A 14,241-nucleotide genomic window follows, 5' to 3' on the forward strand; every position below is an offset into this window, starting at 1 on the left:
AAATTCAATTACTCCCCCACTACCGTGCGAATCATAACTCGCAGGGCATCCAGCATCATGGGAATGGGCAGGGATGGCACGGAAGGCTGAAGCACAGCCATCTCTGTTGAAGCCGGGAAATGTACAAATCCGGCACGAATCGGAAGCTGTTTCAATCGAATATGATCCAGCACCCGGTACATCGTATTGTTGCAAATATACGTGCCTGCCGTATTGGACACCGCAGCCGGAATGCCTGCTGTCCCCATGTTATTCACCATCGCACGAATCGGCAATGTGGAGAACAGACCGTCCGGGCTGCCCTCGGCAATCAGCATGTCCACCGGATGCTGGCCCTGGTTGTCCGCATAGGAGCCAGGAGGAATGTCCTTGACATTGACGGCAATCCGTTCAGGTGTAATGGCCGTCCTGCCTTTGGCCAGACCACAGGCGATGACGACATCCGGCTGATAGGATTCCATCTCTGCGATCAGCAGATCCGCGCATTCATCGAAGTGCACAGGCAGCAGCACTGTTTTCAGCTCCGCTCCCTCTATCACTTCATGCGCAAGTGCTTCCATCAGCTCTCCCGTCGGATTCACCGTATCCCCGCCAAAAGGTTCAAATCCGGAGATCAGCATTTTCACCATCGCTTCTCCACTCCTGTCTATTTACTCGAATTTGTACCGCAGGCCCCACTGCCCACGAATCGTGTCCATCAACTTCATGATTTCCAGGGATTCGTCCAGTTGGATCGTTCTGCTCTCGGTACGCCCTTCCAGAATGCAGCGCCCTGCTTCCTCCGCCTCAAACGCATATCCGATACATGTCCGGTCATCGGTATACTTCTCGGGTTCGTCCTGCCCGTTCACGTGCAGATAGGCTTCTTTGCCTGCCAGGAATAACGGTAAACGAATGTACCCCTCTGTGCCGTATATGACCGCCTCGTTACTCAGGTTAAGACGAATGGCCCCATTCAGTGATGCAGAACGCCCTTCGGAATAAGACAACAGTACGGAGAATTGTTCGTCCACACCCGTTTGTCCAATGTTCGCCGTACTCCACACATGCTGAGGCTGCTCGCCAAAAATCATGGACGCGAACGAGATTGGATACACCCCTGCATCCAGCAAAGCACCCCCACCCAGATCCGGGTTAAGCAACCTGCCTTCCGGTTCCCAGCCTACGCGGAAACCAAAATCCGCTTTGACCAGACGTACCTCGCCGATTCTGCCTTCCGCAATCCATGCTCTGGCTTGAGTAATCGGCGGCAGAAAGCGTGTCCACATGCCTTCCATAAGAAAAAGCTTGCGCTCACGCGCCTTCTCCACCAGTTGCTCCAGCTGACGGGCATTCATCGTAAACGGTTTCTCACAGAGTACCGCTTTGCCCGCTTCCAGACAGGCAAGCACATTATCCTTATGTAACGGATGCGGTGTTGCCACATAAATAATATCCACTTCAGGGTCCTGAAGCATCTCTTCATATGAACCGTAAGCGCGTGCAAAACCATGTTCAGCTGCAAACTTCTCTGCACTTTCGGCTGTTCGTGAACCCACCACTGCTTTTACGGCATTTCCGGCATGCTGCAGATCTCGCGCGAACTGGGATGCAATCCATCCCGTGCCCATAATGCCCCAATTTACCTTGTCCCGTCCAACAACTTTCGTCATAGTAAAGCCTCCCCTGATATCAACATATTTTAAAAAGATCACGATCTCGATTAGGCCAACACGAAGTCTTCTTTATTTTACCAAAAAGAACCGCTTGCGTCAGACCGGTTTCATCTTTCACATTCAAGACTTTATATTCAATGAACTAAATTTCATGCTCTAATTTCAATGAACTACGTTCAATGATCCAATTGAGATTCACTCTCATTTCAATTATTCCGTATTTTTGCTAAGATGATTGCAGATCACGGCGGAAGGAGGTCACACCATGTTAACCCATCCGGGCACCCATAATAACCGAAATACCTCCCACATGTTGACTCAACCGGATCAGCCGAAACGTACTGATGAATCCATGACACGAACGAAAATGGATGCTTTTCTGAACGATGCGCTGCTCGAACTGCGTCAGGCAGAGCTGGTTACCGTGAATACGCATTGGCAATGGAGTCAGACCGAGCTTTCTCATCATACCTTTGTCTACATGCACAAATTCACGGGTAAGCTGGTAGCGAACGGTATCGAATCCCTTGTCGCCCGCAAGTCCGCCTTCTTGTCTACACCGGGAACTTCTCTTGCGCTCTTCTCAGATGCGGACCATGAGATTGAACTGTATATCATTCATTTCGATCTGTTTCGGGTTGCTGAGAAAACGGAAGAACGACGAATATATGAGCGAGAACTCGGTTCACCTGTAACTGGGTGGATACAAGGCCCTTACTATGGGATACAGCGAATTGCCGCCCAATTAACAACCGAAGCTTCACAGACCAGCCTGAAAGCGCAGCTCCTCCTGAGCGAACTGCTTCATATGCTGTGGCCGCAGGAAGTCCATTCGGATGCGGAAGGACAGGACGAGCCTGAACAGTGGCTGAGATCAACCTTGCAGTATATGCGGGAAAATTATATGAACGAAATCAAGCTGGAGAAGCTGGCCGAACTGGCCGGCATGCATCCGTCGTATTATTCACAGCTGTTCAAGAGCCGGATGCAGAAAAATCCAATCGAATATATCACTCATGTACGAATGAATCGGGCCAAGGAACTGCTCATGACCTCAGATTTGCGTATTCGTGATGTGGCCCGCCAGGTAGGCTATCGGGACGAATTCTATTTCAGCCGCCGGTTCAGGAACCATGCCGGTTATGCTCCAACTTCATATACCAAACAGGTGCATCGAAATATCGTCTCGCTCTCCTATCCTTACACCGATCATCTGATGACTCTTGGCATTACGCCTTGTGCGGCTCAGATCCAGGGCCATCTGCCCCATCTTCCCAAATCGTTGACGCTGCCGTTCCATGCCTATGAACCCTGGGAACAAGGGCGCCAGGCTTTCCTTGATGTGAATCCCGACTTAATTCTGACCAAGGACAATGCAGCGGCGAAAGCGATGGAACATATCGGAGATGTCGCTCCAATCATCACCATCCCCTGGAATCAGACAGACATGTTCGGTCATTTGCAGAAAATCTCCTCTATTGTGGATCGTACTCAAGCGGCAAAGGAGTGGCTGGATCGGCATGAGCGCAAGACAGAGCGGGCTCGCAAAAAGGTTATGGAGACAGCAGGTCAGGTCACTGTTGCTGTCTGTACTTTAACTGCAAAAGGACCGCGCATGTACAGCAATCGCAATTTTGGCCATGTATTTTATCGCAGCCTGCAGCTGGCTGCTCCTGATCGAATTCAGAAAGAACTGGCAGGCAAACCTGCGGGTGTCGGTTTTAACTGGATGTCCTTCACACCTGGAGAATGGGACGGGCTTGAAGCGGATGTACTTGTGATTGCGGTTACGTCCGTGCATGAACGTGCCGCTCTGCTGCAGCAGATTACTGCTGATCCGTTGTGGAAAAGCTATCCGGCTGTAAAAAATGGACGTGTGCATGTCATAGACTGGAATTCATGGGTGGTATACGCTCCGTATTCCATCAACATCCAGCTCGATAAAGCGCTCTCCATGTTGACGAGTTAAGCAGCATTTCTGTAATCTATAAAATGTCCATCTCTATAATCTTAATTTATGCCATGTACGGGCCTGAATTAAGATTTTATAATGTTCACTAATTGATAATGATAATCAATAACAACAGCAATGTATTGTTGGTAACAAAGGAGTGACCCTCATTCAACATCCGGGACTGTCACAACACCCGTCCAAATCACGAAAATCCGCAGTGAAGGTCAGCCTGATGTTTTTGGCGGCCGTTGCTGCGCTGCTGCTTAGTATGTTTGTCGCCATTTCTCTGGGGGCAAAAGGCTTAACATTGGAAACGGTATGGACTGCCATATTTCAGTACAACCCGGCTTTGACACCGCATCAGATTATTCACGAGCTGCGGCTGCCGCGTGTCATGGCAGCTGCTGTCATTGGCGCCGCCTTTGCGGTGGCCGGAGCGCTCATGCAGGGAATCACACGCAACCCGCTGGCCGATACAGGTATTCTGGGGATTAATGCAGGAGCGACCTTTGTTGTAGCACTCAGCTTTGCCTTCTGGCCGGGATTGCCTTATGGCTGGATCATGTTCCTGTCATTTGCAGGGGCTGTACTCGGCACACTCCTCATTTTCCTGCTGGGTATGGCGGCACCCGGAGGTCTGTCGTCCATCAGACTTACCGTTGCGGGTGCTGTTATTGCAGCAATGCTAAGTTCGCTGAGCACCGGTGTCGCCATCTATTTTGACCTGAGCCAGGACTTGGCCTTCTGGTATGCGGGTGGTTTCGGAGGGATTGAATGGCGGCATCTGAAGCTGATTCTGCCGGTTCTGCTGGTTACTCTCGTGCTCACTCTGCCTCTGGCCCGCCTTATCTCCCTCATGTCTCTAGGAGAAGAAGTAGCGATTAATCTCGGGATTAACCTCCGCTGGACGAGGTTTCTTGCCCTGACGGTGGTTGTTGTTCTGGCTGGGGTGTCCGTGTCTGCTGTAGGCTCGATCGGCTTCGTAGGACTGGTTATTCCACATATTTCTCGCAAATGGGTTGGGGTGGATTATCGACTCATCATTCCGATGTCCTCCCTGCTCGGAGCCGTCTTGCTGGTGCTCGCCGATCTGGGATCACGCATTGTGAATCCGCCTCAGGAACTGGCGGTAGGCATTATGGTCGCCTTTGTCGGTGTACCCTTCTTCCTCTATCTGGCCCGGAAAGAAAGGAGGGCGCTGTAACGATGAACAACCACCATGCAACCTCACGAGGCAAACGTTCCATAGCGGTCAGCGTTACACTGCTCTGCATCGCCTGTGCCGTTATCGTGATCAGCCTCAACACGGGAACGATTCGTCTGTCACCGATGGCCGTGCTTCATACCCTGCTTGGCTATGGTACACCGGATGATCAGATTGTATTGTTCGACTATCGGCTGCCACGCATTCTGGTTACTGTGCTGGCAGGAGCGGGGCTCGGCGTAGCCGGTGCTGCGCTGCAAGGCATTACACGCAATCCCTTGGCCGATCCGGGCATTCTTGGATTGCATGCAGGCGCGGCTTTTGGCTTGATGGTATTTGTAAGCTTCTCCCATTCCATGGATGGCTCGGTTGCGTTACTGATTCCATTATTTGCTTTTGCAGGCAGTGTCGCCGCGGCGTTGATTATCATGCTGCTATCTTATGATCGGAATAACGGGGTATCCCCTATTAAGCTCATTCTGGTGGGCATTGCCGTAGCAGCCGGCTTCCATGCCCTGACGCTCTACCTGTCCCTGCGTTTGGATGAAGATACCTATTCCTTCGCCGCCCGCTGGCTGGCAGGCAGCGTCTGGGGCAGAGACTGGGTGCATGTCCAGGCGCTGCTTCCATGGACTGTGCTGTGCATCTCGTACATATGGAGCCGCTCCAAAACGCTGGATGCCTTCAATCTGGGGGATGCTGCCGCAACCAGTATTGGTACACCTGTCAGATCCCAACGTGTTATTTTGCTATTGTGCACGGTAGCGTTATCTGCCGTCAGTGTGTCCATGGCCGGCGGGATCGGATTCATTGGTCTGGCAGCTCCTCATCTGGCTCGCAGACTGGTTGGGCCGATGCATCGCCATCTGATCCCGGCCGCCGGACTTATCGGCATGGTGATCCTGGTTTCCGCCGATACAGTCGGGCGAACGATCTTTCAGCCCAATTCCATTCCGGCAGGCGTCGTGGTCGCGGCGATAGGCGCACCTTACTTTCTATACCTGCTGGTACGAACCAAGTAATGGCTTTATCGGAACCATCCGAATAATTTCACTGGTACACCCAACAAAAACGACATCCATGAGATGTTCAAGGAGATTGAGATTACCCATGTTAAAGAAAAACCTGTTGCTCTTCATGAGCATCTGTCTGGTGTTTGTACTCGCAGCCTGCGGGAACGCCAATCATTCATCCTCCGCTTCGGAAGGTTCTACTACGGACACTTCGAACGCTGCAAAGGACACCAATGCCGCTTCCGGAGAACAACGCATCGCATCCATGTCGATCCATCTGACCAATGACCTGCTATCTCTCGGCATTACACCGGTTGGTTCAGTGATCGGCGGGGAAGCCAAAGCCTTCCTTTCCCATGTGGCTGACCGTCTTCAAAATACAACGCCGCTCGGTCCCGTTAAGGACCCGGACATGGAAGCCTTGCTTGCCCTGAAACCGGATGTCATTTACCTGGACGAAGAATTCTCCGGTGATGATATTGCCAAATTTGAGAAAATCGCCCCTGTACACGTCTTCAATCTGGATAATGGCACTTGGCGTGATCACCTGAAGGACATTGGTAAACTGGTCAACCGCGAGAAAGAAGCCGAGCAATACATTCAGGATTATGCAACTGAAACGGAAGAAGTGAAATCCCTGATTCACGATACCATCGGTGACGGCACCGTAATGGCTATCCGTGTTACCGCCAAAGAATTGCGTGTATTCAGTACACGCCGTCCAATGGGTCCGATTTTGTATGAAGACCTGGGGTTAACTCCAGCTAAAGGCATTGAGGAATTCGATTCGTCCAAACCGTATCAAGTTGTTTCCCGTGAAGTACTGCCGGACTTTGATGCAGATGCAATCTTCGTTGTCGTGAACTCGGATGATGAAGCTCAGAACATGTTCAAAGAACTGCAAAACAATCCGATCTGGCAAGGACTGAAAGCTGTGAAAGCAGGTCATGTCTACCCGATCGGTGCTCAACCTTGGCTGGACTATTCATCCATCGGCAATAAAATGGCCATGGATGAAGCCAAAGAAATGTTTTCTAAGAAATAAATGATCCTTACGCACAACATATAAAAAACACCAAAAAACCTCTCTTGTAGATCGGAACAGAGTCAGCAGCAAACAGCTCTCTCCATCCGCTCAAAGCAGAGGTTTTTTGTATCCAAATTGGTATCCCTGTAGATAAAAGTCCGTCGGCATGGTCTAATCACAAGGTACAAACGACGATCTCAACATCCGTTTCGGCAAAAGCATCCTGAATAATGACCCTCACCTTATCCCACTTCAACCTGTCCAGCCCGCAGCCGATTTGCGGCATTGCCAGTTGGTTGAGGCCATCTCTAACGCATATGTCACGCATGGATTCTACGGCACGGGTAAACGACTGATAGGTCGGTTTGTTCGAGAACTTGGCTTTGGTGACCAAATTCAGTGTCCGCCCTACCGGATAACATTGTCCGATCTCAAGCGGCTCCTGCTTCGCCTGCTCCTGGAGAACCTCCAATCCAAATCGCTGCCGAAACTGTACAGCAATTCCTGCACCCATCCGGGCATCTGCGGAAATGCAGTGTGCAAGCGTGTAGGAATCATCCATGACGAATAAATCCTGCTGTATTTCGCGAAACTCCATATTTATCCTCTTCCCCCTTACAACTTTTATTTTTCACCCTTCTCCAATTCATTCTCCCGTCAAATGATCCTCAAACGCCTTGAGCGTTTTCTGTCCTGCTGTCCGGTCCAATACGGCAAATACGATTCGCTCAAAGGAATGCCTGAAGTTCTCATCCACCAACACATCATGGAAATACTTCGCTACGTTCGCCGGATCATTTCTAAATACTCCACAGCCATATGCACCTAGTACAATAGTTCGATGTCCATGCAGCGCAGCCACGTCCAGAATATAGCGAATACGCCCTTTCATCACGGACTCAATCTGCTGATCATCGGCATCTCCCCGCTCTCTCACCACTCCCGCATTTACAGCAGGCGCTGTAATGAATGACGTCAGATAGTATTTGTCGAGCAGCCGATCCTCGTCATCACGGATCACCGGAACAGCAGGCGAATAGATCATATAATCCGAGTACAGACAAGATCGCTGCTTGCGATTATAATCATACATTTCGTTCATTTGGGCGATACATGGGTACAGTCCCGTAGCCCGGGCCAAGCTTTCCTCCTGTGCCTGGCTGCCTCCCAGGAAGCCGCCACCGGGATTTTTCGCTGATGCAAAGTTCAGGCAAACGACATCTTCCCTTCCTTCATCCACAGAAAGACGTGAAGCGGCTGCGAGTGTAGTCTCACCCGTAACCTCGATGCGAACGGCTGAAGCTTCGGCGGAAGGTTGCAGCTGAACCATTTCTTTACTTCGCTTTTCTCGAAGAGCGATAAGTTCCGTCGGACGATATAAGACCGAATCTCGGATCGCTCGCTGTAACTCCGTACCGATCTGAACCCTGCGATCATACCCGTTCACGTATTCTCCTTCTTCCAGGATAGCCAGCGTCTGATGCGCGATGCGGGATCGTTTGGAACGTGGATTCGTGCTATTGAAGCCTGTTGTTTTACTGCGATTGTTGTTCTGAATATTGTTCTTATATTGTTGATCGTTCATCTTCATCACTTCCTATATTTTCTCTAAGGCGGGTGAGGATCTCACCCAGCCAGTTGGTTCCCCGCCACGTTCTTCTATTACGAATGCGCGGGTCTTCTTCCGCCAGTCCAACACCCCAGATGCGGTCATCGGGGCTTGCCTCCACAAGTGTCGTTCCGCGGGTGGCGAGCAGCGTGGTCCGCAGTTGTTCGTTTTGGGTGAATTTGGCTTCGTTGCCCTCATAGACAATACGTTTGCACTCCGCTTCCCATACAGTTTGGTCGAATCCTGCGACCTGTCTGCCCAGCTTTTTTTGTACAGATGCGGAGCTTGCTTTCAGGATCTTGTCTGCCATAATCTGATCGCCGAACAGCAGTGCTTTCTGGTGCATCATGTATTGCTCTGCACTCGTGTAGTGAACGCCACTCACGGTAAAATCCGCCGGGTGCCACTGTGAGAATGGAGATGCTGTACGCCAGAAAAATGTAAACTTCTCCATCGATATTTCCTCCTAACTTTATGGGGCCAATCTTTCTGGGTTCAGTCTGTATAAACGGGATGGGCGATGTCCGGCATTCCCTGTGTACTCCCCCGTTTCGATGACCCAATCGGCGATTTTGCGCCGGAAAGCGGCAGCCAGCAGTTTTTTTCCACTGATAGTCTCGTATACTTTCTGGAGAGCAGTTAGTGTGAACTTCTCCGGCATCAGATTAAAAGCGATATCCGAATACTCCACCTTGGCCCGCAGACGATCCAGCGCGTAATGAATGATCTTCGCATGATCAAAAGCAATTCCTTGAACCTCATTCACCATGATATTGCTGCTTCGCACTCTGCCTTCTAACGTCTCCTTCGTCTCAATGACAGCCGACAATTCCTCTGTTCCATTGGTCAAAATCAACTGCACCCTGCGCTCCGTCACGCGTCCACGCTCATGGATATGGCGTTTCTCCTCCAGAAGCCGCTGCTCCATCCGGAACCAGTCCGCTTCGCTGGCATCGTCGCCAGCCTGGAGCTGCAGCTCACTGCTGTCAACCAGCGCCATGTACGAACAGCTGATTACACGAGTACGCGGATCACGATGCACATCTCCCCACGTATACAGCTGCTCCAGATAAATATCATCCAGTCCGGTTTCGGTGAACAGTTCCCGCCTAGCGGCATCTTCCAACGACTCCTGCATGGAGACAAACCCACCCGGAAGAGCCCACTGCCCCATATAGGGATGACCGCCACGACGGATCATTAACAACTGAAGTTCAGGTTCCGCAAGCTTGCGATAGTTCTCCTGCGCTTCGCTTCGTATCGTAAATACCAACATGTCCACCGTTACGGAAGGGCGCTCGAAATCGCCTGCATCATAGGTTTCAAGAAACTGTTGTTCACTTATTTTGACGTGATTCTGATGATCTGATGGATTTGGATTTTGATCAGAATTACCTGCTTGTGTCATTTCAAAAGGCTCCATTCTGTTATTAACAATTTGTTATTAACAATTAGATAATAACAATCTAACATATCGTTCAAGCCTGCGTCAATATTTCCCATCTTCTCGCGAAAATTCATTATGGCCTTCTCACACATGCTTCCTCTGGGTGTCAAAAATCTCTTGACGATATGTTAAATGAAACTTATCATTTAGTTAGTCGACTAAATAAAAGGATGGAAGCGCTTATGAAATCAGTTCGAAATGAACGTTTAATGGGCCAGTTATCCGAACTCGTCAAGCTACAGCGATACAAGGTTCATGAGAAGCTTGTCAACCACCCTGAGTTATATCCCGGACAACCGCCGCTGCTGTTCCAGCTCGAACGGGAAGATGGTCAGACCCAGAAACAGCTGGCCGAACAGCTTCGCCGCGCCCCTGCAACGGTGACGGTAATGCTGAAACGTATGGAAAGCTCGGGGTTTATACGGCGTGAAGCTGACCCGAAGGATCTGCGCAGTCTGCGTGTCTACCTGACCGATCAGGGACGCGCTGCCCTTAAGGAACTGAGAGAAGTGTTCCAGGAGCTTGATCGCCAAGCCCAGAAAGATTTTACACCCGAGGAAGCGCAGCTCATGTCAGCCCTCGCCCAGCGCATGGTCCAGAATCTCCGAGAATATTAAAGGGGTTCTTCATGGTCTGCATCTGCACTTGCAACATGATTATTACATAACGAATGAGGTGATTTTCCCCATTGTGGACGTTAAAACGATTCCTAACCCCATATAAATCAGCAGCCATGCTTGCTCCACTGCTCATGGTCCTAGAGGTGGCCATGGACCTGCTTCAGCCCAAGCTGATGTCCAGCATTGTAGATGATGGTGTGCTTGCAGGGAACCTGTCCCATATCGTGACTACAGGTTTGTTTATGCTTCTTTTTGCGTTAATCGGATGGGTTGGCGGTGCAGGATGCACACTGTTTTCAAGTAAAGCCGCCGTTGGATACGGCACCGATCTGCGTCAGGAATTGTTTGATCATATCCAGAAGTTCTCGTTCCGTAATCTGGATACCTTTCAGGAGGGCTCGCTTATCACCCGCCTGACGAGTGATATCACCCAGATGCAGACTTTTGTACAGATGCTTCTGCGCATGTTTATCCGTTCGCCGATGCTGATTATCGGCAGTATTATTATGGCGTTTACGATCAGTGTCAAACTGGCGCTCATTCTCATGTTGTCCGTGCCGATTCTGTTTATCATCTTATATATTCTGATATCCGCTTCCTATCCGCTGTTCGCGAGCGTTCAGAACAAGCTCGACAAGGTGAACGCGGTGCTTCAGGAGAATCTTGCCGGCATTCGTGTCGTCAAAGCTTTTGCACGGGCACGTCAGGAGAAGAAGCGTTTTCAGCAAGCCAATGGAGACTACACCCATACCGCAGTGAAAGCCTGGCGCATCGTATCGCTGAATGCACCGGTATTAAGCCTGATGCTGAATGCTACTATTGTAGCAGTGCTGTGGTTTGGGGGCTTTCAGGTGGTGGGAGGCGATATTGCCGCCGGGGATTTGATTGCTTTTATCAACTACGTAACCGTTGTACTCTCGTCGCTCACTTCCATCGGCATGATGATGATGAGCTTTTCCCGCGCCAAAGTATCTGCTGCCCGGATCAACGAGGTGCTTCATACCCAGCCTGATATTCAATCCGGCCGTGAGGTGTCCGGGATAAAACAGCCATCGCAGGACGTGTCCAAACATCTGCCGATTCATTGGTCCTCCAGCACAGCTGGTCAGGTGGAATTCAGGGATGTATATTTCCGCTATGATGGGGAGCATACGCTATCAGGAATTACACTGACGGCTCGACCGGGAGAAAAGGTGGCCCTTCTTGGCTCTACAGGATCTGGCAAAACATCACTGGTACAGCTGATCCCCCGCTTGTATGATGCCTCACAGGGTGAAGTACTCGTGAATGGCGTGAACGTGCGTCACTGGGATCTCCAGGACCTTCGCAGCCGTGTGTCCATCGTATTACAGGAATCCATCCTGTTCAGCGGCAGCATCCGGGATAACCTCTGCTTCGGCAGACCGGATGCAACAGAAGCCGAACTGCGTGCCGCAGCTCAAGCGGCGGCGGCTGATGATTTTATTATGAATCTAAAAGATGGGTATGACACGGAGTTGGGCCAGCGCGGGGTCAATCTCTCGGGTGGTCAGAAACAGCGGATTTCTATCGCTCGTGCCCTGCTGATGCAACCGGAAGTTCTGATTCTGGACGATAGCACCAGTGCCGTCGATCTGCGTACCGAAGCAAGCATTCAGAAGGCGCTGCATTCATTAATGAAAGACAGCACCACGTTCTTGATTGCTCAACGGATCTCTTCTGTCAAGGATGCAGACTGTATTTACGTGCTTGATGAAGGAGAGATTGTGGCCAGTGGTACACATGAGCATCTAATGGCCCATTCGTCACATTACCAATCCATCTATTATTCGCAGCAGCGGAAGGAGGATGTTCAATTTGGCTAAAAACGCTTCTTCCTCCATCCATCAGACAGTCGTTCCGCCGATCGGAAGACCTGGGCCACCCGGCCGAGGTCCGGTCCCCAAAGTAAGAGCCAAGAACGCCCGGCACGCCATTATCCGGGTATGGTCGTATATGGGACGTCATCGCAAAGGGGTTATCACGGCTCTGGTACTGACGGCTCTTGGAACGTTGCTTAATCTGGCAGGACCTTATCTGCTCGGCCGTGCGGTTAATGAACATATCGTTCCCAAAATAACGGATGGCCTGCTGAAAGACTGCATGTTATTGCTGACCGTATACGTCCTCGGCTCGTTCATGATGTGGGCTCAATCCTATGTCATGATCGGTGTGTCCCAACTGACTGTGAAGGATTTGCGGCATGCTCTATTTTCACGGCTGCAGCAGCTGCCGATTAGCTTTTTTGACAAAAATCAGAGCGGTGATCTGATGAGCCGGGCTACCAATGATATCGATAACGTGTCTACGACACTGAACCAAAGTGTAACCCAACTGATGTCCAGCGCCATCTTGCTGGTTGGCTCCCTGTCGATTATGCTAGCACTGGATGTCCGTCTGACCCTGCTCAGTCTGGTGACGGTTCCCCTGATTACGATCGCTACTCGGCTGATCGCTTCGAGAACACGCAAACATTTTACGGCACAGCAAAAGTTGCTTGGCGAGCTTAATGGCTATGCTCAGGAAACCATTGCCGGACAAAAGGTGGTCGCCGCCTATAACCGCCAGGGGCAGGCACAAAAACATTTTCAGAATCTGAACGAGAAGCTTCGCACTTCCAGTACCCAGGCTCAGAGCGTATCGGGCCTGGTTGGGCCAACGATGAATGTCATGAACAATATTGGCTTTGCCATACTGGCAGCTGTAGGTGGATGGATGGCTTATTACGATCTGACGTCCATCGGGCTGATTGTAAGTTTCCTTGCTTACTCCCGCCAGATTGAGCGGCCCATCAATGACCTGGCGAACCAATACAACCTGATTCAGGCCGCTATTGCAGGTGCCGAGCGCGTATTCCATATTATGGATACACCAAGTGAATACGTGGAAGAACAGAAGAAACAGCTGGCGAAGATTCAGGGTAACGTTGTATTTGAGGATGTATCTTTTGGCTATACCGCCGAGAGAGAAATTCTGAAAAAGGTCAGCTTCACCGCCAAGCCAGGCGAGATGATTGCGCTTGTCGGACCAACAGGTGCGGGCAAAACGACCATTATCAACCTGCTGCCCCGTTTTTACGAAATTACGGGCGGACGGATTACCATTGATGGCTGTGACATCTCGGAACTTGAGAAAGACCAGCTAAGGCGCGAACTTGGCATTGTGTTACAGGATGCCTATCTGTTCTCCGGAACCATTCGTGACAATATTGCCTACGGCAAACCGGATGCAACGATTGAAGAGGTTCAGCAGGCAGCTCGGCTCGCCAATGCTCACTCCTTCATTCGCAAATTATCGCAGGGATATGATACTCCGATCATTTCCGGTGGCAGCAATCTGAGTCAGGGACAGCGGCAACTTCTAACCATCGCCCGCGCCATTCTCGCTGATCCCGCCATTCTCATCCTGGATGAAGCGACCAGCAGCATCGATACGCGGACCGAAATGCAGATTCAGGAAGCGATGCGTACCTTGATGAAGGATCGCACCAGCTTTGTCATCGCCCACAGGCTAAGCACGATCCGTGAGGCCGATCAGATTCTCGTCATTGATGACGGCAGGATCGCTGAACGAGGCAGCCATGACGAGTTAATGCAGCAGCAAGGTTTTTACTACCAATTGCAGCAGGGTCAACTCAGCTGAGGGAGTCCATTTTCTGTGGAGTAGGACACAACAAAACACAGCAAAAAAACGC

At 50.7% G+C, this 14,241-nt stretch carries 13 protein-coding genes; 7 read left to right on the forward strand and 6 right to left on the reverse strand.

The features are described 5' to 3' along the window. Positions 1-8 precede the first annotated feature (8 nt). Positions 9-629, reverse strand: coding sequence for a pyroglutamyl-peptidase I (locus PPA03S_RS05735; protein WP_062320770.1), 621 nt, complete (start codon positions 627-629; stop codon positions 9-11). Positions 630-650: 21 nt separating this feature from the next. Next, positions 651-1,652 (reverse strand): Gfo/Idh/MocA family protein, encoded by a 1,002-nt coding sequence (locus PPA03S_RS05740; protein WP_062320772.1) that lies wholly within the window; start codon positions 1,650-1,652, stop codon positions 651-653. Positions 1,653-1,920: 268 nt separating this feature from the next. Between PPA03S_RS05740 and PPA03S_RS05745 the strand changes: the two genes are divergently transcribed. From PPA03S_RS05745 to PPA03S_RS05760, 4 genes are all read left to right on the forward strand, one after another. Next, positions 1,921-3,624: a helix-turn-helix domain-containing protein gene (locus PPA03S_RS05745; RefSeq protein WP_062320774.1), complete on the forward strand. Its 1,704-nt coding sequence runs from the start codon at positions 1,921-1,923 to the stop codon at positions 3,622-3,624. Positions 3,625-3,841: 217 nt separating this feature from the next. Next, positions 3,842-4,813, forward strand: coding sequence for a FecCD family ABC transporter permease (locus PPA03S_RS05750; RefSeq protein WP_062320776.1), 972 nt, complete (start codon positions 3,842-3,844; stop codon positions 4,811-4,813). Between the two features lie 2 nt (positions 4,814-4,815). Next, positions 4,816-5,835, forward strand: a complete 1,020-nt coding sequence (locus PPA03S_RS05755; protein WP_062320778.1) for a FecCD family ABC transporter permease — start codon at positions 4,816-4,818, stop codon at positions 5,833-5,835. Positions 5,836-5,923: 88 nt separating this feature from the next. Then, positions 5,924-6,871: an iron-hydroxamate ABC transporter substrate-binding protein gene (locus PPA03S_RS05760; protein ID WP_062320779.1), complete on the forward strand. Its 948-nt coding sequence runs from the start codon at positions 5,924-5,926 to the stop codon at positions 6,869-6,871. Positions 6,872-7,028: 157 nt separating this feature from the next. On the opposite strand, the gene PPA03S_RS05765 is transcribed toward PPA03S_RS05760, so the two are convergent. From PPA03S_RS05765 to PPA03S_RS05780, 4 genes are read right to left on the reverse strand one after another with little or no spacing between them, the layout of a single operon-like run. Further along, complete coding sequence (locus PPA03S_RS05765; RefSeq protein WP_062320782.1) at positions 7,029-7,451, reverse strand: macro domain-containing protein; 423 nt, start codon at positions 7,449-7,451, stop codon at positions 7,029-7,031. A gap of 48 nt (positions 7,452-7,499) precedes the next feature. Further along, the gene (locus tag PPA03S_RS05770) at positions 7,500-8,438 is read right to left on the reverse strand and encodes a TIGR02452 family protein (protein WP_082704015.1); all 939 of its coding nucleotides are present in this window, start codon (positions 8,436-8,438) and stop codon (positions 7,500-7,502) included. Continuing rightward, complete coding sequence (gene ybiA, locus PPA03S_RS05775; protein WP_062320784.1) at positions 8,419-8,916, reverse strand: riboflavin biosynthesis intermediates N-glycosidase; 498 nt, start codon at positions 8,914-8,916, stop codon at positions 8,419-8,421. Before ybiA ends, PPA03S_RS05770 begins: the two co-directional genes overlap by 20 nt. Before the next feature lie 18 nt (positions 8,917-8,934). Then, on the reverse strand, positions 8,935-9,870 hold the full coding sequence (locus PPA03S_RS05780; RefSeq protein WP_082704016.1) for an NUDIX hydrolase: 936 nt from the start codon (positions 9,868-9,870) through the stop codon (positions 8,935-8,937). Between the two features lie 221 nt (positions 9,871-10,091). On the opposite strand from PPA03S_RS05780, the gene PPA03S_RS05785 reads away from it, so the two are divergent. The 3 genes from PPA03S_RS05785 to PPA03S_RS05795 all read left to right on the forward strand — a co-directional run bounded on the left by PPA03S_RS05785 (position 10,092) and on the right by PPA03S_RS05795 (position 14,189). After that, on the forward strand, positions 10,092-10,526 hold the full coding sequence (locus PPA03S_RS05785; protein ID WP_062320787.1) for a MarR family winged helix-turn-helix transcriptional regulator: 435 nt from the start codon (positions 10,092-10,094) through the stop codon (positions 10,524-10,526). Positions 10,527-10,597: 71 nt separating this feature from the next. After that, positions 10,598-12,373 carry an ABC transporter ATP-binding protein gene (locus PPA03S_RS05790; RefSeq protein WP_062320789.1) on the forward strand — a complete coding sequence of 592 codons (1,776 nt, stop codon included), beginning with the start codon at positions 10,598-10,600 and terminating at the stop codon, positions 12,371-12,373. Then, the gene (locus PPA03S_RS05795; RefSeq protein ID WP_167665985.1) at positions 12,357-14,189 is read left to right on the forward strand and encodes an ABC transporter ATP-binding protein; all 1,833 of its coding nucleotides are present in this window, start codon (positions 12,357-12,359) and stop codon (positions 14,187-14,189) included. The genes PPA03S_RS05790 and PPA03S_RS05795 overlap by 17 nt, the downstream gene beginning before the upstream one ends. Positions 14,190-14,241 lie beyond the last annotated feature (52 nt).

This window comes from Paenibacillus pabuli NBRC 13638, from assembly GCF_001514495.1.
Taxonomy (GTDB): domain Bacteria; phylum Bacillota; class Bacilli; order Paenibacillales; family Paenibacillaceae; genus Paenibacillus; species Paenibacillus pabuli.